The organism is Streptomyces sp. NPDC052052, assembly GCF_040680455.1.
Taxonomy (GTDB): Bacteria; Actinomycetota; Actinomycetes; order Streptomycetales; family Streptomycetaceae; genus Streptomyces.
Window position 1 is genome coordinate 1 of the sequence record NZ_JBFAWU010000018.1, and the last position, 25,440, is coordinate 25,440.

General features: G+C 73.5%; 6 protein-coding genes. All 6 read left to right on the forward strand.

Annotated features, from left to right (window positions below):
• On the forward strand, positions 1 to 9,841 hold a 9,841-nt coding region (locus AB0L71_RS21740), incomplete at its 5' end, for an SDR family NAD(P)-dependent oxidoreductase (RefSeq protein ID WP_365245352.1).
• Positions 9,838 to 19,362, forward strand: coding sequence for an SDR family NAD(P)-dependent oxidoreductase (locus AB0L71_RS21745; protein WP_365245355.1), 9,525 nt, complete (start codon positions 9,838 to 9,840; stop codon positions 19,360 to 19,362). The genes AB0L71_RS21740 and AB0L71_RS21745, both read left to right, overlap by 4 nt.
• On the forward strand, positions 19,359 to 22,970 hold the full coding sequence (locus AB0L71_RS21750) for an SDR family NAD(P)-dependent oxidoreductase (RefSeq protein WP_365245358.1): 3,612 nt from the start codon (positions 19,359 to 19,361) through the stop codon (positions 22,968 to 22,970). The genes AB0L71_RS21745 and AB0L71_RS21750 overlap by 4 nt, the downstream gene beginning before the upstream one ends.
• A gap of 69 nt (positions 22,971 to 23,039) precedes the next feature.
• Positions 23,040 to 23,951: a 3-hydroxyacyl-CoA dehydrogenase NAD-binding domain-containing protein gene (locus tag AB0L71_RS21755; protein WP_365245361.1), complete on the forward strand. Its 912-nt coding sequence runs from the start codon at positions 23,040 to 23,042 to the stop codon at positions 23,949 to 23,951.
• A 35-nt stretch (positions 23,952 to 23,986) separates the two neighbouring features.
• Positions 23,987 to 24,247, forward strand: coding sequence for an acyl carrier protein (locus tag AB0L71_RS21760; RefSeq protein WP_365245363.1), 261 nt, complete (start codon positions 23,987 to 23,989; stop codon positions 24,245 to 24,247).
• A gap of 13 nt (positions 24,248 to 24,260) precedes the next feature.
• Positions 24,261 to 25,421, forward strand: coding sequence for an acyl-CoA dehydrogenase family protein (locus AB0L71_RS21765; protein WP_365245366.1), 1,161 nt, complete (start codon positions 24,261 to 24,263; stop codon positions 25,419 to 25,421).
• Positions 25,422 to 25,440: the final 19 nt, after the last annotated feature.

The following is a 25,440-nucleotide window of genomic DNA, read 5'->3' on the forward strand; positions in this document are numbered from 1 at the left end:
CGACGTCGTCGAGGCCCACGGCACCGGAACCACCCTGGGCGACCCGATCGAGGCCCAGGCGCTGCTGGCCACCTACGGGCAGGACCGGCCCGCCGGCCGGCCGCTCCGGCTCGGGTCCGTGAAGTCCAACATCGGCCACACCCAGGCGGCGGCCGGCGTCGCGGGCGTCATCAAGATGGTCATGGCCATGCGCCACGGCACCGTTCCCCGCACCCTGCACGTCGACGCGCCGTCCAGTCATGTCGACTGGTCGTCCGGGGCCGTCGCCCTCGCCACCGAGGAGCACCCCTGGCCGACGACCGGCCGCCCCCGGCGTGCCGCGGTCTCCTCCTTCGGCGTGGGCGGGACGAACGCGCACGTGGTGCTGGAGGAGGCGTCGGCCGCCGAAACGCCGCAAGAGCCGGAGGCGTCCCCGGCGGACGTGATCCCGTGGGTGCTGTCGGGGGCGTCCCCCACGGCTCTGCGGGCGCAGGCGGAGCGGCTGGCGTCGTTCGCCGGGGCACCGTCCGCGCCCGGGGCCGACGAGATCGCCTTGGCCCTGGCGACCGGCCGGGCGAGCCTGGGACACCGGGCGGTCCTGGTCGGGGCGGACCGGCCGGATCTGCTGACGGGGCTCGAAGCCGTGCGGAGTGGAGAGCCGGCCGCGGGGGTGGTGACGGCGGACGGGCTGCCCCCGGTGGAGCGGGGCCGGGTGGTGTTCGTCTTCCCCGGCCAGGGATCCCAGTGGGCGGGGATGGGGCTGGAACTGGCCGAGTCCTCGCCGGTGTTCCGGGCCCGTCTGGAGGAGTGCGCCGAGGCCTTGGCCCCGTACACCGACTGGTCCCTGATGGACGTGCTGCGCGGCGCCCCGGGGGCGCCGACCCTGGAACGGCTCGACGTGGTGCAGCCGGCCCTGTTCGCGGTGCTGGTGTCGCTGGCGGCGCTGTGGCGTTCGGTGGGCGTGGAGCCGGACGCGGTGGTGGGACATTCGCAGGGCGAGGTCGCGGCCGCGTGCGTGGCTGGGGCGCTGTCGCTCCAGGACGCGGCGGCGGTGGTCGCGCTGCGCAGCCGGCTGCTGACCCGTGTGGTGGGGCAGGGTGGACTGGTGTCGGTCTCCCTCCCGGTGGAGGAGGTGGAGCGGCGGCTGGTGCCGTGGGACGGCCGGCTGGGCGTGGCGGCGGTCAACGGGCCCTCGGCCGTGGTGGTCGTGGGGGATCCGGACGGGCTGCAGGAGCTGCTCGCCTCCTGTGCCGAGGACGGGGTACGAGCCCGTTACGTCCCGGCGACCGTTCCCACGCACTCCGCGCGCGTGGAGCCCTTCGAGGAGGAGTTCCTGGAGACTGTCGCCTCGATCGTTCCCCGGCGAGGCGATGTGCCCTTCTATTCCACCGTGACGGGCGGGTTGATCGACGGCACGGAGCTGGACGCCGGGTACTGGTACCGGAACATGCGGGAGCCGGTGCGGTTCGAGGCCGTCTCCCGGATGCTGATGGAACGGGGCTTCGACGCCTTCGTCGAGGTCAGCCCGCACCCGGTGATCACGGCCGCCATCGAGGACACCGCCGCGTCGCTGTCCGCGGGCCCTGTGGTGACGGGCGGCACGCTGCGGCGCGGCGAGGGCGGCAGACGTCAGTTCCTGCTCTCCGCGGGCGCGCTGTTCGTACGCGGCGTGGACGTCGACTGGGCGGCGCTGTGGGAGGGGCGCGGAACGGTGCGGGCCCAGCTGCCGACGTACGCGTTCCAGCGGGAACGGTACTGGCTGACCACCGGCACCCGGGCGGGCGATGCCCAGGCCTACGGCCTGTCCGGGCTGGGGCACCCCGTGCTGGGCGCGGCGGTCGAGGTGCCCGGCTCGGGCGGACTGGTGCTCAGCGGGCGTCTGTCGCTGCGGGAACAGCCGTGGCTCGGCGACCACCGGGTGCAGGACCAGGTGGTCGTGCCGGGGGCGTGCCTGGCGGAGATGGCCGTCCGCGCGGGCGACGAGGTGGGCTGCCCCGTGCTGGAGGAACTGGCCATCCAGGTACCCCTGGTGGTCGACGGGACCGGTGCGATGCAGCTGCGTCTCGGGGTGGGCGACGCGGCCGAGGACGGTACCCGGAACCTGACGGTTCACGCGCGCCCGCAGCGCGACGACGCGGCCTGGACGTGTCACGCCACCGGCACGCTCGCCCCGCCGCACACCGCGTCCCCGGACGGGACGGCCGAGGACTGGGCGACGGTGTGGCCTCCCCGGGACGTGGTGCCGCTTCCCGTCAGCGGGGTGTACGACGACCTGGCCGCCCGAGGGCTGGCATACGGGCCGGTCTTCCGCGGGCTCGAAGCCGCCTGGCACCGGGGCCGGGAGACCTTCGCCGAGGTCACCCTGCCGGAGGGCGGCCAGGCGGACGCGACCGCCTTCGGACTGCATCCCGCCCTGCTGGACGCGGCGCTGCACGCCCTCGTGCTGGGCGGGGCACTGCCCGCGGCCGCGGCCGGTACGCCCTGGCTGCCGTTCGCGTGGTCGGGGGTAAGGCTGCATGCCACCGGTGCGCTCCGGGTCCGCGTCCGTATCACGGCCCTCACCGACGACGGAACCGTACGCGTGGACATCGCCGACTCGGCCGGGAAGGCCGTTCTCACCGCGGACGGACTCACTCTGCGCCCGCTGCCCACGGGCCGGCTCGCCACCGCGCAGCAGCGCGCCGACCACCTCTACCGTCAGGCGTGGATCCCCCTCGCCGTCGACTCCGACGCACCGTCGCCGGACACCCGCGACCGTGGCTGGACGGTGTGGGGAGAGGACCGGCACGGTCTGGTCCCCGCTGCCCCCCGCCGGCACGACGAGACCCCCGGCGTCGTGGTGTGGCAGGCCCCCGGTGGCACCGGCGCGGCGGGAGCACGGTCGGCGGCGGGCCAGGCCCTCGACATCCTCCAGCGCTGGCTGGCGGACGCGTCGTACGCCGGAGCGCGGGTCGTCGTGCTCACCACGGCCGGGGTCGCGGCGGCCCCCGGCGAACGGGTCGACGCGGGCAGCGCCGCGGTGTGGGGGCTGGTGCGTTCGGCGCAGTCGGAGAACCCCGGCCGGATCACCCTGGTCGACGTGGCCGAGGACGCCGGGCCGACCGCCGAGCTGCTGGCCGCGGCACTCGCGGCCGGGGAACCGCAGTGCGCCCTGCGCGCGGACGGCGTCCACGCGCCCCGGCTCGTGGCGACCACCGGGTCGGAGACCCTGCCCTGTGCACCGGACGAGCTGAGCCCGGCGCCCTGGGAGCGGTCCGCGGTCCGAGTCGGCATGCGGTCCGCGGGCTCGGCCGAGAACCTCCAGTGGCTGCCCGCCGACGACGTCTGGGAGGACCTGCCCGCGGGCCACATCCGGGTCGCGGTGCGGGCAGCCGGTCTCAACTTCCGTGACGTGGTCGCCGGTCTGGGACTGGTCGACGGCGATGTCGGACTGCTGGGCACCGAGGCTGCCGGTGTCGTCCTGGACGTCGGATCCGGGGTGACGGACCTGGTGCCCGGCGACCGGGTCCTGGGCATCGGTCTCGGCTCCTTCGGCTCCGTCGTGGTGAGCGACCGGCGCGGCTGGGTCCCCATGCCCGAGCAGTGGTCGTTCGCCCGGGCGGCGACCGTCCCGGTGGTCTTCCTGACCGCGTACTACGGACTGCACGACCTCGCGGGACTCCGGCGCGGGGAGTCGCTGCTCGTCCACGCCGCCGCCGGTGGCGTGGGCATGGCCGCGCTCCAACTCGCCCGCCACTTCGGGGCGGAGGTGTTCGCCACGGCGAGCCCTCCCAAATGGCGCGTCCTGCGCGAGCTGGGCATACCGGCGGAGCGCATCGCCTCGTCCCGGACGCTGGACTTCGAGGAGGGCTTCCGGGCCGCCACCGGCGGCAGGGGAGTGGACGTGGTGCTCAACTCCCTGACCGCCGCGTACGTGGACGCCTCGCTGAACCTCCTTGCCGACGGCGGACGGTTCCTGGAGATGGGCAAGACCGACATCCGCGACGACGAACAGGTGGCAACCCGGCATCCCGGAGTCCGGTACCGGGCCTACGACGGGCTCGACGGCGGTATGAACAGGGTCGCCGAGATCCTGGCCGAGCTGATGGAGCTGTTCGAACGAGGCGTGCTGACGCCCCTGCCGGCCACGCTCTTCGACGTGCGTCAGGCACCCGAGGCCTTCCGCTTCATGGCCCAGGCCCGCCACACCGGCAAGATCGCCCTCACCGTGGACCGCGCGCCGGACCCCGAGGGCACGGTGCTGGTCACGGGGGGCACGGGCGACCTGGGCGGCCTGGTGGCCCGGCACCTGGTGGCCCGCCACGGAGTGCGGCACCTGGTGCTGGTGAGCCGGCGTGGCGCCGACGCCCCCGGCGCGCGGGAGCTGAGTGCGGAGCTGGCGGCGGCCGGGGCCACGGCCGAGCTGGTCGCGTGCGATGTGAGCGACCGCGACGCCGTGGCCGCGGTGCTGGCGGGGATACCGGTCGAACACCCGTTGACCGGCGTGGTCCACTGCGCGGCCGCCCTCGATGACGGCGTGGTGGAAGCGCTGGACGCGGAACGGATCCACCGGGTGTTCGCGCCGAAGGTCGACGCCGCCTACCACCTGCACGAGCTGACCCGGGACCTGGACCCGGCCCTGTTCGTGGTGTTCTCGTCGGCCGCCGGAGTGCTGGGCGGCCCGGGACAGGGCAACTACGCGGCGGCGAACGCCGTGCTCGACGCGCTGGTGTCGGAACGCCGGGCCGCCGGACTGCCGGGCGTGTCCCTGGCCTGGGGATGGTGGGGGCAGGGCAGCGGGCTGACCAGCGGGCTGAACGCGACTGACCGTGAACGCTTCGCCCGCGCCGGCGTGGCCGCGATGACCCCGGAGGAGGGACTGGGCCTCCTCGACGCCGCGCTGGCGCACAACCTTCCGGTGATGGTGCCGGCGAAGCTGAACCTCGCGGGCCTGGCACGGACCGGTGAGGTGCCGCCGCTCCTGAGCGTACTGGCCCGGCCGGCCGGAACCGGCCGGCGGACCGCCGACAGCGAAGGCGAGTCGGACGGTGCCCAGAAGGTACGGCGGAAGCTGGCCGGGCTGACCGCCCCCGAACAGGAGCGGTACCTGCTCGACCAGGTGTCACGGCAGGTGGCCACCGTTCTCGGCCATGCACCGGGGACCACCGTGGAGGCGGCCAGGGCCTTCACCGAGCTGGGCTTCGACTCCCTGACCGCCGTCGAGCTGCGCAACCGTCTCTCCCAGGCCACCGGCCTGCGACTGCCGGCCACCCTCACCTTCGACCACCCCACCCCCCTCGCCCTCACCAGGCATCTCCACCAGCAGCTCACGGACGGATCCGAGCCGGCTCCGGCCGCAGAGAGGCCGGTCACCGCCGTCGCGTCCGACGATCCCGTCGCCGTCGTCGGCATGAGCTGCCGTTTCCCCGGCGGCGCCGACAGTCCGGAGCGGTTCTGGCAGAACCTCGTCGAGGGTGTGGACACCGCGTCCGAGGTGCCGCCGGACCGGTGGGACATGGACGCCTACTACCACCCCCGCAAGGGCGTGCCGGGCAAGTCGTACACGAGGAAGGCCTCCTTCGTGCCCGACCTCGCGGACTGGGACGCCGAGTTCTTCGGCTGCACCCCCCAGGAGGCCCTCCGGCTGGACCCCCAGCACCGGCTTCTCATGGAGACGGTCTGGGTGGCGCTGGAGGACGCCGGCCTGCCGGCGGAGCGGCTGCGCGGCAGCCGGACCGGTGTCTTCGTCGGCCTCGGCGACTCCAGTCAGTACCAGCGGCGGCAGCTGGAGGCGGAGGGCTCGGCGTGCTACGACGACCCCAGCTTCTTCCTCGGCCTGTCCTCCAGCGCCGCCGCCGGACGCATCGCCTACCACCTGGACCTGCGTGGCCCCTGCGTGACCGTGGACACGGCGTGCTCCTCGGCACTGACCGCCACGCACCTGGCCGTACAGAGCCTCCGCCGGGGCGAGTGTGATCTGGCCGTCGTGACCTGCGCCTCCGCGATCATCGACCCCCAGGCGATCGTCCAGGCCTGCAAGATGAGCATGTTGTCCGCCGACGGACGGTGCAAGACGTGGGACGTCGGTGCCGACGGGTTCGTCGCCGGTGAGGGTGCGGGAGCCGTCGTCCTGCAGCGCGTCCGCGACAGCGAACGCGAGCACCGGCCGGGGCACGCCGTGATCCGCGGGTCCGCGATGACCCAGGACGGACAGAGCAACGGGCTCACCGCGCCCAGCCGTTCGGCACAGGCGTCCGTGGTGCGCGCCGCCCTCGCCGACGCGGGTCTCGGACCGGACGACATCGGCTTCGTGGAGGCGCACGGATCGGGTACGAGCCTGGGCGACGCCATCGAGTTCAGCGCGCTGCGCGACGTCTTCGGCGGCCGGTCCCCACAACAGCCGCTGCTGGTCGGGGCGGTCAAGACCCACGTCGGCCATCTGCTCACCTCGGCTGGTATGGCGGGCCTCATCAAGACGGTCATGGCGCTGCGGACCGGTGAACTGCCGGCCAACCTCCATCTGGAGAACCCCAATCCGGAGGTGACCCTGGACGGGCCGGTACGCCCGGCGCGGTCGCGGCAGCCCCTTCTCGCTTGCGGGGACTCCTCCGACGCGCTTCGCCGAGCCGGTGTCAGCTCCTTCGGATGGTCCGGCACCAACATCCACCTGGTGCTCGAACAGACCCCCGAGCTCGAACCGGCCAGGCCGGATCCGGCCGATGACCCGGCCGTGGAGTCCGCCGAGGAGATAGTCACCCTGTCCGCGACCAACAGCGCCAGCCTGCGCGAGGCGGCGGCCGCCCTCGCCGACCACCTGGCGGAGCATCCCGGACTCGGCCTCGCCGACGCTGCCTTCACGACCCGGACCGGGCGCACGGCCTTCCCGGTGCGCAGGGCCCTGGTGTGCCGGGACCTCGCGGACGCCGTCGCGCGACTGCGCTGTGACGACGGCGCCGACGGCCGGGTGTCCCCCGAGCGCGGCCACCGCGTCGGCCTCGTGCTGCCCGGCGGCCGGGAACGGCCGGGCGGCATCGGTGAGCTGTACCGCACCGAACCGGCGTTCCGGGCGGCGGTCGACGCGTGCGCCGACCTGGCCGCCGGACGGTTCGGCGTCGACCTGAGGGGCAGCCTGGGTCTGGACCGGCGACCCGCCGAGGATGCCGACGACGCGGCGGGGAACGGACCGGCGGCCGGATCCTCGGCGGCCGGGGCCGAACTTGCCGGCTTCACCGTCGAGTACGCACTGGCCCGGCTCCTGGAGGCGTACGGGCTCGCCCCGTCCGTGCTCATGGGGTGCGGCGCCGGACAGTACGCGGCGGCCTGTCTCGCCGGAGTGTGCGGCCTCGCGGACGCCATGTCCCTGGTCGTGGACAGCGCACACGCGGCGTCGGTGACCTTCCGGGAACCGCGGGTCAACGTGGTCTCGGCGGTGACCGGCGAACTCCTCACCGCCGAAGAGGCGGTCGACCCCGAGTACTGGGCGAAGGCGGCCACCGCCCGCGACACGGCCGGCGGCGCCGACACGCTCGCACCGTACGCGAGCGTCCTGGTCGAGGCGGGTCCGGGCACGTACGACGGTCCGCTCCCCACGCCGGACGGGGCGAGCCCGGAGCCGCCGGTCCTGTTGCTGCCCCCATCGGACGAGGACACCGGACGCCGCACCTGGCTGTCGGCACTGAGCCGACTCTGGGAACTGGGCCTCACGGTCGACTGGAGCGCCGACCGCGCCGACCTTGCCGACAGCGGGAACAGCGCCGACGGCGCCACCTCCTCCGGCCGGCGCCGGTTGCTGCGCCTGCCCTCGTACCGCTTCCGGCGCGCCCGCTACTGGCCGATGCCCGCCGCGTCTCCGGCCGACAGGGCGGCGTCCGGGAGGGAGACCCGCCGCGACACCGAGCCGGGCGAGCGCGGCACCCGTTTCCTCGCCCGTACCTGGCGCCGCCACGACCCCCGGCCCGCCGCCGTCCCGGCGGAGCCCGGAACCGTGCTGGTGCTGGCCGAGCGGTCCGGTCTCGGCGGGCCACTGGCCGAACGGGCCGAGGCCGCCGGGCACACGGTCGTCCTGGCGGAGCCCGGGGAGACCTATCTCTCCCGGAAGGGTGCCGTCACCCTCGACCCCACCCGGCCCGAGCACTACGAACGTCTGCTGACGGAACTGAGCACGGTGTCCGGGCCGTTGTGGGTGGTGCACGCCTACGACCACGACCACGCACGCGCCGTCGGCCGGGGCCGGAATCCGCGCACGGCCCTCGACAACGGCTTCTACAGCATCCTGTGGCTGGCCCAGGCGGTCGGCCGGGTCATGCCGGGCCGTGATGTGGAGGTGGTCGTCGGACTGGCGGGCGCGTTCGACGTCCTGGGCGGCGAGGAAGTGGACCCGCTGTCGGCCCCGGCCGTGGGGCTGACCCGCTCGCTCGTCGTGGAGTACCCGCGCATGCACTGCCGCTGCGTCGACCTGGACCCGGCGGAGCGGCCGGAGACGGCCGCCGGGCACCTGCTGCGCGAGTTCGAGCCGTGGACCTCGGCCGGCGACAGCGACGACGCGGTACTGAGCGCCTGGCGGCGGGGCCGGCGCTGGCTGCCGGACCTGGAGCCGGTCCGTCTGCCGGAGGTCTCCGACAGCCAGGTCTGGCGGCCCGGCGGCGTCTACGCCATCACCGGCGGAACCGGCGGTCTCGGCCTCGCCCTGGCGCGCAGGCTCGCCCCGATGGGGGCCAGACTCGCTCTGATCGGCAGGACGGAGCTGCCCGAGCCGGAGATGTGGGACTGGTGGCTCCAGGCGCACCGTCCCGACGACCCGATCAGCCGAATTCTGCTGGCCGTCCGTCAACTGCGGGCGGCCGGGGCCGAGGTGCTCCCGGTGACCGCGGACATCAGCGACCCGGCGCAGGCCGCCGCAGCCTTCCGCACCGTACGCGAACGCTTCGGCGCACTGTACGGCGTCGTCCACACGGCGGGCGTGCCCGGGGGAGGGCTGCTGCAGAGCAGGACGAAGGAGGAGTCCGCCGCCGTCCTCGCCCCCAAGATCGCCGGAACCCTTGCCGTCGCGGACGCGCTGCGGTCCGACCCGCCCGAGCTGTTCGTCCTGTACTCCTCCACCGTCACCGCGGTCGGAGGACACGGCGAGGGCGACTACGGGGCGGCGAACGCCTTCCTCGATGCCTTCGCGACCGCCGAGGACGGGACGGGCGGGGTGGCGCACCGGGTCGTCTCCGTGGGGTGGGGCGCCTGGCAGCACGACCGGTGGCAGGCCAAGGCCTATGCCGCCGCCCCCGGACTGCTGGAGCGGGCGCGGCGCAGCCGGGAGGAGTTCGGCTTCACCGAGGAGGAGGGCACAGCCGCACTCGGCCGAGCGGTCGCGGCCGGCCCCGCCCACCTCTACGCCCTCAACCAGCCCCTGGACGATCTCGTCGCGGAGATGCGGACGCTGGCCGACCCGGAGGCGCTGACCGGTAGCGGCGGTGCGGCGGGCGGCAGCGAACAGCGCTATCCCAGGCCGGAGTTGCGGGTCCCCTGGACCGCCCCGCGCAATGAGACCGAACGCAGGGTCGCCCGCGTCTGGCAGGACCTGCTCGGCATGGAGCAGGTGGGGGTGCACGACCCCTTCTTCGAACTCGGGGGGACCTCCCTGGTCGGCCTGGCGGTGGTGAACCGGCTGGGCGCCGAGTTCGGCACCGAGCTGGCGGCGGCGAGCCTCTTCGAACATCCCACCGTGGCGCAGCTCGCCGAGCTCCTCGACGCGGCACGCCCCGACGGCGGTGCGAGCGGTGACACCCCCACAACCCGGCAGCAGGACACCGAGGAGAACGGTGCGGCACGCGGGCGGCGACGCCGGTCCCAGGCCGCCACTTCCGCCATCAAGCGCAGGAGGACGGGCAAGTGAGCTGGCAGACGAACGAGGCCGAGCCGCAGACCGGGGAGTCCGGCACGGACATCGCCCTCGTCGGCATGGCGGGCAGGTTCCCCGGAGCCGACGGGGTCGGAACCCTGTGGCACAACATCCGGGCGGGCAAGGACACCATCACACGCTTCACCGAGGAGGAACTGAGGGCCGCGGGTGTCCCCGAGGAGCTGCTCCGTGACCCGGCGTACGTACGGGCCGGATCGGTGCTCGACGGCATCGAGCTGTTCGACGCGGGGTTCTTCGGCTACACCCCCAAGGAGGCGCAACTGCTCGATCCGCAGCAGCGGTTGTTCCTGGAGAGCGCCTGGCACGCGCTGGAGGACGCCGGGGCCGACCCCGCGCGCTTCGACGGCACGATTGGCGTGGTCGCCGGCACCGGCATCAGCTGGTACCTGCTGAACAACCTGAACACCCGGCCCGACCTCTCCGAGAGCGTCGGCGAGACACAGATCGGACTCGCCAACGACAAGGACTCCCTCGCGACCCGGGCGGCCTACGCTCTCGACCTCACCGGTCCCTGCTACAGCGTGCAGAGCTACTGCTCCACCTCGCTGGTCGCCGTCTCCCTGGCCTGCACGGCCCTCGTCAGCGGCGAGGCAGACATGATGCTGGCCGGCGGGGTGTCCGTGTTCGTGCCCCACCGGGTGGGCTACCTGTACCAGGAGGCGGGGATGTCCTCCCCGGACGGCAGATGCCGGGCCTTCGACGCCTCCGCCCAAGGCACACCGGTGGGCAGTGGCGTCGGCGTCGTGGCGCTGCGCAGACTGGAGGACGCGCTTGCCGACGGGGACCGCGTCTACGGCGTCATCCGGGGCTGGGCCGTCACCAACGACGGTGCCAACAAGGTCGGGTTCACCGCTCCAGGTGTCCGCGGCCAGTCCGCCGTGATGGCCGAGGCGCTGGCCAGCGCGGGACTCTCCCCGGCCGACATCGACTACGTGGAGGCGCACGGCACCGCCACCAATCTCGGTGACGCCATCGAGATCGCCGCGCTCCAGCGCGTCTTCGGCGTCGACGGGGTCACCCGCTGCGCGATCGGCTCGGTGAAGACCAACGTCGGCCACCTGGACCGGGCGGCCGGCGTGACCGGCTTGATCAAGACCGCGCTGGCGCTGCACCACGAGGAGATCCCGCCGACGCTCAACTTCGAGCGGCCCAACCCCCAGTTGGAGCGCTCCAACGGTCGGCTGGAGGTGGTGACGAGCCTGCGCCCCTGGCCCCGGACCGAGAGGCCGCGACGGGCCGGGGTCAGCGCCTTCGGCATGGGCGGCACCAACGCCCACGTCGTGGTGGAGGAGGCCCCCGTACCGGACGCCGCGCTCCGGCCCGCGCCCCGCGAGCACCAGCTGCTGGTGTGGTCCGCCCGCACGCAGGATGCGGCGGACCGGCTGACGGGAGACCTCCGGGACCTGGCCGAGGACCTTTCCCAGGAGCAGGAGCAGGAGCAGGAGCAGGAGCAGGAGCAGGAGCAGGAGCAGGAGCAGGAGCAGGAGCGGGGAAGGAACCGGCTCGCCGACGTCTCCTACTCCCTCCAGACCGGCCGTGCCGTCTTCGACCACCGCCGGGCCGCCGTCGTCTCGTCGGCCGGGGACGCCTTACGGGCGCTGGGGGAGGACGCCCCCCACCGGGTGTTCGCCCGCCGGGACACCGCACGGCGGCGGACCGGCTTCCTGCTGGCCGGGGTCGGCGAGCACTACCAGGGCATGATCGGCGGCCTGTACCGCACCGAACCCGCGTTCCGGGCGGCGGTCGACGAGTGTGCCGAGGTGTTCCAGGACCGGCTCGGCACCAACCCGGTGGACGTCTTGCTCGGCGAGCGTGAGTCCGGTTCCCCGAACCTCGCGAGCCTGCTGGGCCGCACGGACGAACCGTCCGCCACCGCCGGTACCGATGCCACCGAGATCATCCAGCCCGCGATGTTCGCCGCCGACTACGCACTCGGACGGCTGCTGATGTCCTGGGGAGTGCAGCCCCGGGTGCTGCTCGGATACAGCGTCGGCGAGTTCGCGGCAGCCTGTCTGGCCGGCAGCCTCACCCTTGTGGAGGCCGCCTCCCTCACCGCGATCCGCGCACAGCTCATCGCGCAACTGCCCGCCGGGGCCATGACCGCCGTCCCGCTGTCCGTCGCCGAGCTGAGCGAACGGTTCGGACCGCTCGCCGGGACCGGTGTGGACATCGCCGCCGTCAACGGCCCGGCCCTCACCGTGCTGTCCGGTTCCGCCGACGCCGTGGCCGGGTTCTCCGAGCGGCTGACCGAAGGCGGCGTGCCCGCCCGGGCGCTGCGTACGACGCACGGTTTCCACTCAGCGACCCTGCGCCCGGCCGCGCCCGAACTCACCGCGTGGGCACGCGCCGAACTGCGTCCGAAAGCGCCCCGGATCCCGTACCTGTCCAACGTGACGGGGGCGCCCGTCACAGAACGGCAACTGCAGGACCCCGGTTACTGGGCCGAGCACATGTGCCGCACCGTCCGGTTCTCCGACATGCTCTCCCACCTGTTCGCCGACGGCGACGACGTGCTGCTGGAGATCGGGCCCGGCCAGTCCCTCGGCGCCATGGCCCGCAACCATCCCCGGTGCCCGCGCGACCGCTGGCCGCTGCTGCTGCCCACCCTGCCCGCCCAGGCCGACCCGGCCACCGGCCAGTCCGTGCTGACCGAGGCGCTGGCCCGGTTGTGGCTCGCGGGCGTGGACATCGACTGGCACGCCTACCACGAGGACAGGAACCCCCGGAAGGTCTCCGTTCCGCAGTACCCGTTCCAGCGCGAGCGGTACTGGATCGACCCCGCTCCCGCCGTACCCGCCGCGACCTCCGACGCCCGGACGCCGTCGTCGCGGACGACCGCGGGCACTCCCGAAGACACGCCCGGAGCAGGGACCGAGGACGGGGAAGCGGCCGGTGAGGGACTGTTCGTGCCGCGCTGGACCACCCGGCCCCTCCCCGAGGCCCCGGCCCCCGTCGCCGCCCCGGTGTGGATCCTCGCCGACGACCGCGGGGTGGCCGACACGCTCGCCGGGCGTCTCGCCGCTGAGGGGCGGGAACCTCTGCTCGTACGGCCCGCGGGGCGCACCGGCACGGGCCGCACGGTCCGCCCCGGCGAACAGGACGACTACCGGCGGCTGCTGGAGACCGCCGAGGCGCCCGGCACAGTCGTCCACCTGTGGGGCCTGGACCGGGAACTCGCCGATCCCGCGCACACCCGTGAGACGGGCTTCGATGCGATGCGGGCCCTGACGGCCGCGCTCGGCGACGCCGGCCTCCCGGTGTCCCTGCTGGTGGTGACCGACTCCGCGCGCGCCGTACGCGACGGCGACCAGCCGGTTCCCGAACGCGCCACCGTGTTCGGTCCCTGCCTGGTCGCACCGCAGGAGTACCCCTCGTTGCAGGTCCGGACCGTGGACGTGGTGACACGGATCGACACGCCGGAAGCCGTCGCGGCCGCCCTGCACGCCGAACTCGGCGGTGACGAGCGCGTCGTCGCCCTGCGTGACGGCACGAGGCTGACCCTCGACCACGTACCCGCCGACCCGCAGGACGCCCCGGACGCGGTCCTGCCCCGCGAGGGCGGCGTCTGTCTGATCACCGGCGGCCTCGGTCCGGTCGGCCTGCTGCTGGCGGAACACCTCGGACGGACCCGCGGCGTGCGACTCGTCCTCACCGCGCGCAACGCCCTGCCGCCCCGGTCGCAGTGGGACCAGGTCACCGATCCCACCGTGCGCGCCCGCGTCGACGGCCTGCGCAGGCTGGCCGGTCTCGGGGTGGAGGCGGAGGCCGTCGCCGCCGACGTCACCGACGAACGGCAACTGCGCGATCTGGTCACCGGCATCGTGGAACGCCACGGCCGTCTGGACGGCGTGCTGCACCTGGCCGCGGTCACCGATCCGACCACGCTGAGCCCGCTGTCCGGGCTCGGCCCGGAGGAACGCGACGCGCACTTCCACGCCAAGACCGACGGCGCACTGGTCCTCGAACGCGTGCTCGCCGACCTCCCGGTGGGCTTCTGCCTGCTGTTCTCCTCGATGTCCGCTGTGCTCGGCGGCATCGGCTTCGGCAGTTACGCGGCGGCCAACTCCTTCCTGGACGTCCTCGTCCACCGCCACCGCGAGGACACCACCCGTTGGCTGGCCGTCAACTGGGACACCTGGCCGTCCACCGCCGCCGGACTCACCGAGGCCGCCCCGTACGGGGGGTCGCTGGCGCGGTACTCCTTGTCGGAGCGGACGGCGCTGGCCGCGCTCGACGAGATCCTGACCCGGCCGCTGCCGCGCACCGTCGTCTGCGCCGGAGACCTGCCCGCCCGCCTTGACGAGTGGGTCGAGCGGCGCACCGCGCCCGCCACGGAGCCCGCCCGCCCGGCCGACCGGCGCTTCCCCCGGCCGGACCTCGCCCAGCAGTACGTCCCACCGTCCGGCGGCACGCAGCGCCGGCTCGCCGAACTGTGGGGAGAGCTCCTCGGCGTCGACGGCGTCGGCGCACGCGACAACTTCGCCGAACTGGGCGGCACCTCCCTCATGGTGCTCCAGCTCGTCAAACGCATCCGTGAGGAGTTCGGCATCGCCGTGTCCCCGGTGACGATGTTCGAGGCACCCACCGTGCACGCGATGGCGCAGGTGATCGAAGGCGCGACCGCCCCCGCCGCACCGCCCCGTAAGGAACCCGCCCGGCGCCCGGCGCCTGCCGGGTCCGCACAGCCCGGCGGTGTCCCGCCCATCGCGGTCATCGGTATGACCGGCCGGTTCCCCGGAGCCCCCGACATCGACACGTTCTGGCACAACCTCAGCAACGGGGTCGAGTCCGTCAGCTGGTTCTCCGAGGAGGACCTGCTCGCCTCCGGCCTCACGCCCGAACAGATAAGCGACCCGGACTACGTGCCAGCCCGCCCGGTCCTGGACGACATCCGCTCCTTCGACGCGGGCTTCTTCGGCTACAGCCCGCGCGACGCCTCGAAGACCGATCCGCAGCACCGGCTCTTCCTGGAGTGCTGCTGGGAGGCGCTGGAGAGCGGCGGCTACGGCGCGAGCCGGGGCCGCGGACGGGTGGGCGTGTTCGCCGGGGCCAACTTCAGCACGTACCTGATGCTCCAGGCCGGCGATCTGGCCGACGCGGGGGAGGCCGACGTCTACGGTGCCGTCATCGGCAACGACAAGGACTCCCTGTCCACCGACGTGTCCTACCGGCTGGGGCTGACCGGCCCGAGCATGTCCGTGCAGACGTTCTGTTCCACGGCCCTGGTCGCCCTGCACCTCGCCTGCCAGAGCCTGCGCTCCGGGGAGTGCGAGATGGCCCTCGCGGGCGGCGTCGGCATCCACGTACCCGACCGGGTGGGACACCAGTACCTGCCCGGCGGCATGGAGTCGCCCGACGGGCGGGTACGGGCCTTCGACGCCGGCGCCCAGGGCACGCTCTTCGGCGACGGAGTCGGCGTCGTCCTGCTGAAACCGCTCGACCAAGCCCGCGCCGACGGCGACACCGTGCACGCGGTCATCCGGGGTTCGGCGGTGAACAACGACGGGTCGCTGAAGGTCGGTTACACCGCCCCCAGCGTCGTCGGGCAGGCCACCGTGGTCGCGGATGCCATGACGTCCGCCGGCGTCACCGCCGAGGACATCGGCTACGTGGAGGCGCACGGCACCGGCACCCCGCTCGGTGACCCCATCGAGATCGCCGCGCTCACCCGGGCGTTCGGCGACACCGGACGGAGGCAGTACTGTCCGGTCGGCTCGGTCAAGACGAACATCGGCCACCTGGGCGCTGCCGCCGGAGCGAGCGGTCTGATCAAGACGGTGCTGACCCTGAAGAACCGGACCATCCCACCGAGCCTCAACTTCAGCAGCCCCAACCCCGAGATCGACTTCGCGGACAGTCCGTTCTACGTCAACGTGAAACCGACGCCGTGGCGGGTCACCGAGGGCCGCACGCGCATCGCGGGCCTCAACTCCCTCGGCATGGGCGGAACCAACGTCCACGTGGTGATCGAGGAACCGCCCGAGCCCCCGCACCGCGACGAGGACGCCACCGGCCGCCGCTACGAGATCCTGCCGGTGTCCGCGCGCTGCGAGACGGCCGCCGACCGGGCCGTCACCCGTCTGCGGGAGTACCTGCGCGGCACGGAGACGGTTCCGTCGCCGCTGGACGTGGCCTACACCCTGCAGGCCGGACGCGAACGGTTCGAACACCGCCGGGTGTGGGTCACCGGCTCACTGGACGCCCTGCGCGCCGCACCCGGCACCGCCGTCGAGGGGCTGATGCGGCGCGCCGACCCCGCGGCCGGCCGTCCGGTCGACTTCCTGTTCGCGGGCGTCGGGGAGCAGTACCCGGGCATGGTCGGCGAGCTGTACCGGCGGGAGCCGGAATTCCGGGCCGCGGTGGACGAGTGCGCCGCCCTGCTCGGGGACCCGTTCGGCGCCGACCTCGTCCGGCTGCTGACCGCACCCCGGCGCCGGCCCCACGGCGGGAGCGACACCCTGGCGGCCATGCTCGGCCGGGACACCCCCGACACGGACGAGGCGGCCGCCGAACTGGCCCGCACCGAACTCGCCCAGCCCGCCGCGTTCATCACCGACTACGCCCTCGCCCGTCTCGTGACGAGCTGGGGAGTGGAGCCCCGGACGATGCTCGGGTACAGCCTGGGGGAGTACGTCGCGGCCTGCCTCGCCGGGGTGCTGAGCCTGTCCGACACCCTGCGCCTGGTCGCCTTCCGCGCCCGGCTGATCGGGAAGCTGCCGGCCGGTGCGATGCTCGCCGTGCCGCTGTCGCCCGCACGACTCGCCGAGCGCTTCGGGGCGGTCACGGACCTCGGCCTCGACATCTCGGTGATCACCGGACCGGAACAGACCGTGGTCGGCGGCCCGTGCGACGCGGTCGACGCCTTCGCCGCCCGGCTCGAACGCTCCGGCGTACCCGGCCGGAGGCTGGCGACCACGCACGCCTTCCACACGCGGATGCTGGAGCCCGTGCGCGACGAGCTCACCGCGTGGGCCGCCGCCAACCTGCGGCCGGCGGCGCCGGAACGCCCGTACGTCTCCAACCTCACCGGTGAGATCGTCACCCACGACCTGGTGGCCGACCCGGCCTACTGGGCGCGGCACATGTGCTCGACCGTGCGGTTCGCCGACGGCCTCTCCCGCCTGCTCGCCGAGCCGGACCCGGTGCTGCTGGAGCTGGGGCCCGGTCAGTCGCTGGGCGCCATGGCCCGGGTCCACCCGGACTGCCCGCGCGACCGCTGGCCCCTGGTGGTGCCGACCCTGCCGTCGGCGGCCGAGACCCGCCCGGACGACGAGACCGTCACCGAGACCGTGGCCCGGCTGTGGCTGGCCGGGGTCGACGTGGACTGGGACGCCTACCAGCGCGGCCGCGATGCGCGCCGTACCCCCCTGCCCACCTACGCGTTCCAGCGCCAGGAGTACTGGCTGGAACCGGCCCCCGCCCGCCCCGCAGCCGCTCGCGCCGTCGTCGTCCCGGCCGATGTGACCCAGGTGCGGCTGGACGACGTGAAGGCCACCCCCCTTCCTCTGTTGCCGGAGGAGAAGTGGCTGCACACCCTCGTGTGGCGGCAGACCGCACCGCGCCCCGGCGGTCTGCCCGCCTGCCGCTGGCTGGTCCTGACGGACGACGGAGCGGCCGACGAGATCTGCCGCCCCCTGGTCCGCAGGCTCACCGGGGCCGGCGGGAGCGTCGTGCTCGTCCGGCCCTCCTTGGACGCGGAGGAACTCGGCGAGGCGGACGGGGAGTACCGGGTCCGGCCCGGCGACGCCCCGCAGATCCGTGAGCTGATGCGCCGCCTGCGGGACCGAGGCGGCCTGCCCGACCGGATCGTCCACCTCTGGCCCCTCGGTGTCCCCGCGGGCGAGGACCCCGTGCCCGGCCCGCGGGAGGTGGAGACCGCGCTGGTGTACGGCACCGACACGCTCGTTGCGCTCGCCACGGCCGCGGCCGACGTCGGAGCCGAGAAGTGGTCGCTGGACGTCGTCGCCTGCGGCACCAGGGAGGTGACCGGCACCGAGCGGCTGCGCCCCGAGCTGAGCACGGTCAGCGGCCCCGTGCGTGGCATCCCGCTGGAGTACCCGGAGGTCTCCTGCCGCCTCATCGACGTCGAACCGGCGTCCCCCGGGGGCGCCGAGGCTCTGGCCGGACGGATCGCGGCCGAACTCGGTGACGGCGAGCGGGAACCGGTCGTGGCACTCCGCAACGGCCGGCGCTGGCTGCCGGACTACGAAACCCTCCCGGACACCGAGGCCGCGACCGGTGACGACACCCGGCGCGGACTCCGTGAGGACGGTGTCTACCTGATCACCGGCGGTCTCGGCGGCATCGGACTGGCCATGGCCGAGCGGCTCGCCCGGGACTGCCGGGCGCCTCGGCTGGTCCTGTTCGGCCGGACCGGACTGCCGCCGCGCGACACCTGGCGAGCGGCGCTCGACGATCCCGCGGCCGGCGACGAGGTGCGGCGCCGTCTGAGCGGTGTGCTCCGGCTGGAGGAGCTGGGCGCCGAGGTGGCAGTCGTCACCGGCGACGTGAGTGACCCCGCCGACGCCGAACGGGCCGTACGGACCGCTCTGGACCGGTTCGGCGCGCTGCACGGGGTGCTGCATGCCGCCGGTCTGCCCGGCATCGGGCTGATGCAGTTCAAGACCACCGCGGAGATGCGGAAGGTGATGGCACCCAAGATCGGCGGGACCCTGGCCCTGGAACGGGCACTCGACGGCGTGCCGCTGGACTTCCTGCTGCTGTTCTCCTCGATCACCTCGGCGACCGGCGGCGGCCCGGGGCAGGTGGACTACAGCTCCGCCAACGCCTTCCTCGACTCCTACGCCGAAGCCGCCGCGGCGCGCGGCGGACGGCGGAGGACCGTCACGATCGGCTGGGGCGAGTGGGAGTGGAACGCCTGGTCGGCCGGACTGGCCGGCTACGACGCGGAGGTCCAGGAGTTCTTCCGCACCAACCGGGAGAAGTTCGGCATCGGCTTCGACGCCGGCTGGCGGAGCCTGCTGCGGGCCCTGGCCCAGGACCAGCCCTATGTCGTGGTCAACACCCAGGACTTCTCCGAGATGGAGCGGCTCAGCCGCTACTTCACCGTCGCCCTGGTCGGCGGGCGCGGACCCGGACCGGAAACGGGGGTCCGCCACCCCCGTCCGGACCTGGTGACCGCGTTCGTGCCCCCGTCCGGCGAGGCACAGGAGGCGATTGCCGAGATCTGGTCCGACCTGCTGGGCCTCAGCGAACTCGGGGCCGACGACAACTTCTTCGACCTCGGCGGCAGTTCCCTGATCGGCATGGAGGTGATGGCGCGGATCCGGCGACGGCTGTCGATCGACGAACTGGCCCCGCACGTGCTCTACGAAGCACCGACGGTGGCCAGGCTGGCGAGGCTGCTGGCCCCGCAGGAGACCGCCGGCGCGCGGACCGGGGCTGTGGACACGGCGGCGGAGGACCGCACCCGCAGCGACCGCCGCCGGCGCAGCCTGCGGCGTACCAGGACCCAGGAGACGGAGGGCGCGTGAGCGACGACGAGCAGCGGCTGGCCATCGTCGGAATGTCCGGCCGCTTCCCCGGAGCGAGCGGCACGGACGAGCTGTGGAGCAACCTGACCCGCGGCGCGGGCGGCATCCGGGACATCACCCAGGAGGAGCTGGCCGCGGCCAGGGTACCCCCGGCCCTGCAGGCCGATCCGCGGTACGTGCGCCGCGGGGCGCCGCTCGCGGACACCGACCTGTTCGACGCGTCGTTCTTCGGTTACAGCCCGCGGGAGGCCGAGGTCGCCGACCCGCAGCACCGGATGTTCCTGGAGTGCTGCTGGGAGGCGCTGGAGGGCGCCGGCTACCGCCCCAGCGCCGTGCCCGGGCAGGTCGGCGTCTTCGGCGGAGTTGCTCCCAGCCAGTACGGCATGCGCCATGTCCTGGTCCGTCCGGAGGTGATGTCCACCATCACCCTGGAGCAGTACGGCATGGGCACCACCTCGGACTCGCTGTGCACGCTGGTCGCCTACAAACTCGGCCTGACCGGCCCGGTGGTGGGCGTCCAGACCAACTGCTCGACCTCGCTGGTCGCCGTGCACCTGGCGGCGCAGAGCCTGCTGACGTACGACTGCGACGTCGCACTGGCGGGCGGCGCGGCGATCTTCGATCCGGTGCCGACGGGCTACCGGTTCGAGGAGGGCTCGATCACCTCGCCCGACGGCGTGGTGCGCAGCCTCGACGCCGACGCCGACGGCACCGTGATGGGCAACGGTGTCGGGGTGGTCGTCATGAAGCGACTGGCCGACGCCCGCAGGGACGGCGACCACGTCTGGGCGGTCGTACTGGGCAGCGCGATCAACAACGACGGTGCCGCACGCGCCGGGTTCTCCGCCCCCGGAGTCGACGGCCAGAGCGCGGTGATCGGTTACGCGCTCGCCGTGGCGGACGTGGAACCGGAGACCGTCGACTACGTCGAGTGCCATGCCACGGGCACACGGCTCGGCGACGCCATCGAACTGGCGGCCGTCGACCGGGCCTACCTCGTGGTGCCCAGGACCCCCCGGGTGCTGTCGTCCCTCAAACCGGACATCGGGCATCTGGACCGGGCCTCCGGAGTGGCCGGGCTGATCAAGGCGACCTTGGCGCTGCACCACCGGGTCCTCCCCGCGACCAGGGGGTTCCGCACGCCCAACGCGGCACTCGCGGCAGCCGGTGACCGGTTCACCGTGCTGACCGCGGACCGGCCGTGGCCGCGCGCGGACCACCCCCGCCGGGCCGGGGTCAACTCCTTCGGCGCCGGCGGCACGAACGTCCATGTCGTACTCGAAGAGGCTCCGGAGCGCCCCCGGGTGCCCGCGGCACCCGGGCCGCACCTGCTGGTGCTGTCGGCCCGTACCCGGTCCGCCCTGGACACGGCGGTGCGGCGGCTGCGCGCTCATCTGCGCGAGCTGCCGGCCGACGACTGCGGGCTCGCCGACGTGGCGTACACCCTCCAGGTCAGCCGCACCGGCTTCCCGTACCGCATGGCCGTCGTGTGCTCCGGCATCGAGGACGCGCTCGACGCCCTCGCCGACCCGGGCCGGATCGTCACCGCCGGACCGGTGACACCCTCCGGTGAGACGTACCGGCCCACCGGCCCCCGGCTTGCCGCGGAGCACTGGCTGGCGGGTGCCGACGTCGACTGGCCGACGCTGCACGACGGACCGCGGCGGCGCGTGCCGCTGCCCACCTACCCGTTCGAGCGAGGACGGTACTTCCTCGAACCGGCGGACCTGCCCGCCGGACTGCCGGGCGCCGCGGCGGCCGCCCTCTCGCCCGGCGGGGGAGCGCCCGTCGGCCGGCTGCCCGACATGGCCGACTGGTTCTCCTGCCCCTCGTGGCGCTCCGTGCCGCTGCTGCGCGGACCGGACGCGGAGAGCCTCGGGGAGCGGGGCCCCTGGTGGGTGGTGGCGGCGGACGGGCCGGGAGCCGAGGCCGCCCGGCGGCTCGCCGAACTGGGAGTCGAGGTGGTCCTGTTCCGCCCGGCGGGGCAGGACGGCGGAACACGGACCGGCACAGCGGGGCTCCCGGTGCGCGACATCGACCCCTGCTCGCGGGCCGACTTCGTGAGCGCCGTCGCCGAACTCGGGCGCCCCCGCAGCGTGCTGCACGCCCTGAGCCTGCAGGCCGCCCCCGACGGCAGCGCGGAGCAGGTGTTCGCCGAGGCCCAGCAGCGCGGCTTCTACTCGGTGCTCGCCCTCGTCGGCGCCCTGTCGGAGGACGCCGAGCCCGGCCCGGTCGACCTGCTGCTGTGCACCGACGGCGCCGCCGAGGTGACGGGCGGCGACCTGCGGAACCCGCAGCAGGCCACGCTGTCCGGCCTGCAACCGGTGATCAACCAGGAGTTCGGCGACATCACCTGCAGGCTCCTCGACGTCGACCCGGCCGGGTATGTCCTGGCGGGCGGCGACCCGGCCGCCCTCGCCGACGAACTCCTCGCCGAGACGGGAGCGGACGGCCCCACGGACCCGGCGGCGCTGCGGGGCACCGAACGCTGGGTCCGGTCCTTCGCCCCCTTGCGCGTCGGCCCGGCCACCGACCCCGCCCGGACTGTCCCGGCGGGCGCCACGGTCCTGATCACCGGCGGACTCGGCACGGTCGGGGCCGCCCTCGCGGACCACTTCGCCGTCACCAGGTCCTGCAACCTCGTCCTCACCACGAGGACGCCGCTGCCACCGGAGAGCGAGTGGCAGGACTGGCTGGACACCCGCCCCGCGGACGACGCGACCGCCGCGCGCATCCGTACCGTGCTGGGGCTGCGGAAGCACGGTACGGGGGTGCTGGCCGTCACGGCCGACGTGGCGAGCCACCGGGACATGGGCGGGGCGCTCGCCGAGGCACGGGCGCGCTTCGGGCCCATCGACGTGGTCGTCCACGCGGCAGGGGCCCAGGGCAGGGAGTACTTCGGCTTCGCCCCCAGCCTGGGCCGGGAGGTGTGCGAGACCCACTTCCGCGCGAAGGTCACGGGCCTGTGCGTCCTGGACGCACTGCTGAACGAGGACGAGGCGCCGGTCCGGCTGACGATGTCGTCGCTCGCGGCGGTCCTGGGAGGTGTGGCCTATGGCCCGTACGCCGCGGCCAACGCCGCCATGGACGCCTGTGCGCGCGCCCTGGGCGGCTGGCTGCCGGTCAACTGGGACACCTGGAACCTGGGCGAGGATCCGCACGGCGACCTCGGCGTCACGATGAAGGACTACTTCTACGACGCGGCCGAGGGCTGCGAGGTCCTCGAACGCTGTCTGTCCGTCGCCGACCGCGTCCGCCAGCTGACGATCTCCACCGGTCCGCTGGAGCACCGCTTCGACCAATGGACGCGCCTGAACCGGACGGAACCCGAGCCCGCCCGCACCCGCTACCCCAGGCCGGAGCTCCCGGTCCCCTTCGAGAGCCCGGGCTCCGCGGACGAGGAGGCGATCGCCGAGATCTGGAGCGAGATCCTCGGCGTGGACGGCATCGGGGTGAACGACAACTTCTTCGAGCTCGGAGGCCACTCGCTGGCCGCCGTCCGGATGATGGCGCGGATCCGGACGCGGTTCGGCGGATTCCCCGCGCAGGTGCTCATCGAGAACCCGACGGTGCGGAGTTTCAGCAAGGCCCTCACCGCGAGGAACTGACCGCCGCGGCCGGACCGCCCGGCCGGACGCGACAAGCAGACAACCGTTGACCGGACAAGGAGAACCGTGATGGCACACGTGGGAGTCGTCGGAGCCGGAGTGATGGGCGCCGGTGTGGCACAGAACCTGGCGCACTCGGGCCACCGGGTCGCGTTGGTGGACAACGACCCCGACGCGATCGAGAAGGCGCTGGCCGGTATCGAGACCAACTGCCGGATGAGCCGGTTGCTGGGCGGCCCCGAGATCGACGCGGAGGAGGTGCTTGCCCGCATCGACAGCGGCACCGACCTCTCGCTGCTCGCGGACGCCGAGGTCGTCATCGAGAACATCACCGAGAACTGGGACCTCAAGCGCTCGCTGTACCTGGAGATGGACGCCGTCGTCCGGCCCGACGCCGTCTTCGTCGCCAACACGTCGGCCATCCCGATCACCCGGCTGGCCTCCCTCACCGGGCGCCCCCGGCAGTTCGTGGGCGTGCACTTCATGAACCCCGTGCCCATGAAGCCCGCCGTGGAACTGATCCCTGGTCACCACACGTCCCCGGCAGCCCTGGAGCGCGTCCGCACGCTGCTGATCTCGATGGGCAAGAAGGCCATCGACGTCAACGACGCGTGCGGGTTCGTCTCCAACCGCGTGCTCATGCTCACCGTGAACGAGGCCGCCTGTCTGGTGTACGAGAACGTGGCCACCGCCGAGACCGTGGACGAGGTCTTCCGGAGCTGCTTCGGCCACCCGATGGGCCCGCTGGAGACCGCCGACCTCATCGGCGTCGACACGATCCTCTACAGCATCGAGGTGCTGTACGAACACTTCGCCGACAGCAAGTACCGCCCCTGCCCGCTGCTCAAGCACATGACCGACGCCGGACTGCACGGCCGCAAGACGGGCGAGGGCTTCTACTCCTACGGCCCGTCGGCGGCCGCGGCCGCAGGCCCGTCCGTGAACGGCCACCGGGCCGACCGTTCCCTCTCCGCCAACTGAGGTCCCGTTCCCACCATCCGAGGAGTGATCCCACCGTGTCCGACGACATTCGCACCCCCATCCGCGAGTTCATCTCCGCCAAGTTCCCGCAGATCTCCCTCGCCGACGAGGAGGACATCTTCGCCCTGGGCTTCGTCAACTCGCTCTTCGCCATGGAGCTGGTGATGTTCGTGGAGAAGACCTTCGGTGTCCGGGTGCCCAACGAAGAGCTGAGGCTCGACAACTTCCGCACGCTGAACGCAATGGCGGAGTTGGTCCGGAGCATGACCGAGGGTGCCCGGCTGTCGGCCGGCTGACGAGGAGGACGCCATGACCATTTCCCTGACCGAAGCAGGTCCCGGGACCCAATCCGATCCGGGCGACGTCCTGGGCCCTGTCCGCGCGTTCGTCGACACCGAGATCGTTCCGTACGCCGAGGAGTGGGACCAGGCCGAGCGGCTGCCCCCGCAGATCCTGGCCCGGATCGGCGAACTCGGCCTGTGGGCCCCGTTCCTGCCGCCCTCGGACGGTGGCTCGGACATGCGGTGGACGACCCTGGGACGGGTGCACGAGGAGATCGGCCGGGGCTGCTCGTCGGTTCGCAGCTTCCTGACCGTCCACACCATGGTGACCTGGACCGTCCACCGCTGGGGCAGCGACGCGCAACGAGCACGCTGGCTGCCGCGGCTGGCGGCCGGCGAACTGCTCGGAGCCTTCTGCCTCACCGAACCCGACAGCGGCAGCGACGCCTCGGCCTCCGGCACCGTGGCCGAGCCCGCCGCCTCCGGCTGGGTCATCAACGGCGAGAAGAAATGGATGACCGCCGGCCAGGTTGCCGGCCTCCTCCTCGTCTTCTGCCGGACCGGCGACGGCATGAGCGCCTTCCTGGTGCCCGCCGACAGCCCCGGGGTCGAGATCACCCCCATCAAGGGGGTGATGGGCACCAGGGCGAGCATGCTCGCCGGCATCACGCTGCGGGACGTACGGGTCGGCCAGGACGCGCTGATCGGCCCGCGGGGCTGGGCGGCCGGAACCGTGATGACCGGGGCGCTCGACCTGGGCCGGTACAGCGTCGCCTGCGGGTCCGTGGGCGTCGTGCAGGCCTGCCTGGACGCATGCGTCGACTACACCTCCCGCCGCACGGTTCGCGACGGCCCGCTGTCCGAACTGCAGCTGATCCGCCGCAAGATCTCCGACATGGTCGTCGGCAGCCGGGCCGCCCGGCTGCTGTGCGCGGAGGCGGGACGGCTGAAGGATGCCGACGACCCGGCGACGATCATGGCGACCTGGGTGGCCAAGTACCACGCCTCGACCGCGGCGACCGCCGCCGCGAGCGACGCGGTGCAGATCCACGGGGCCAACGGCTTCAGCGCCGACCACCCGGCCGCCCGCCTGTACCGCGACGCCAAGGTGGCCGAGATCATCGAAGGAAGCACCGAACTGCAACAGCTCACCATCGCGACAGAGGCCTACCGGGAGGTGGCACGGTGAACGCCGGGCAGACCGTTGG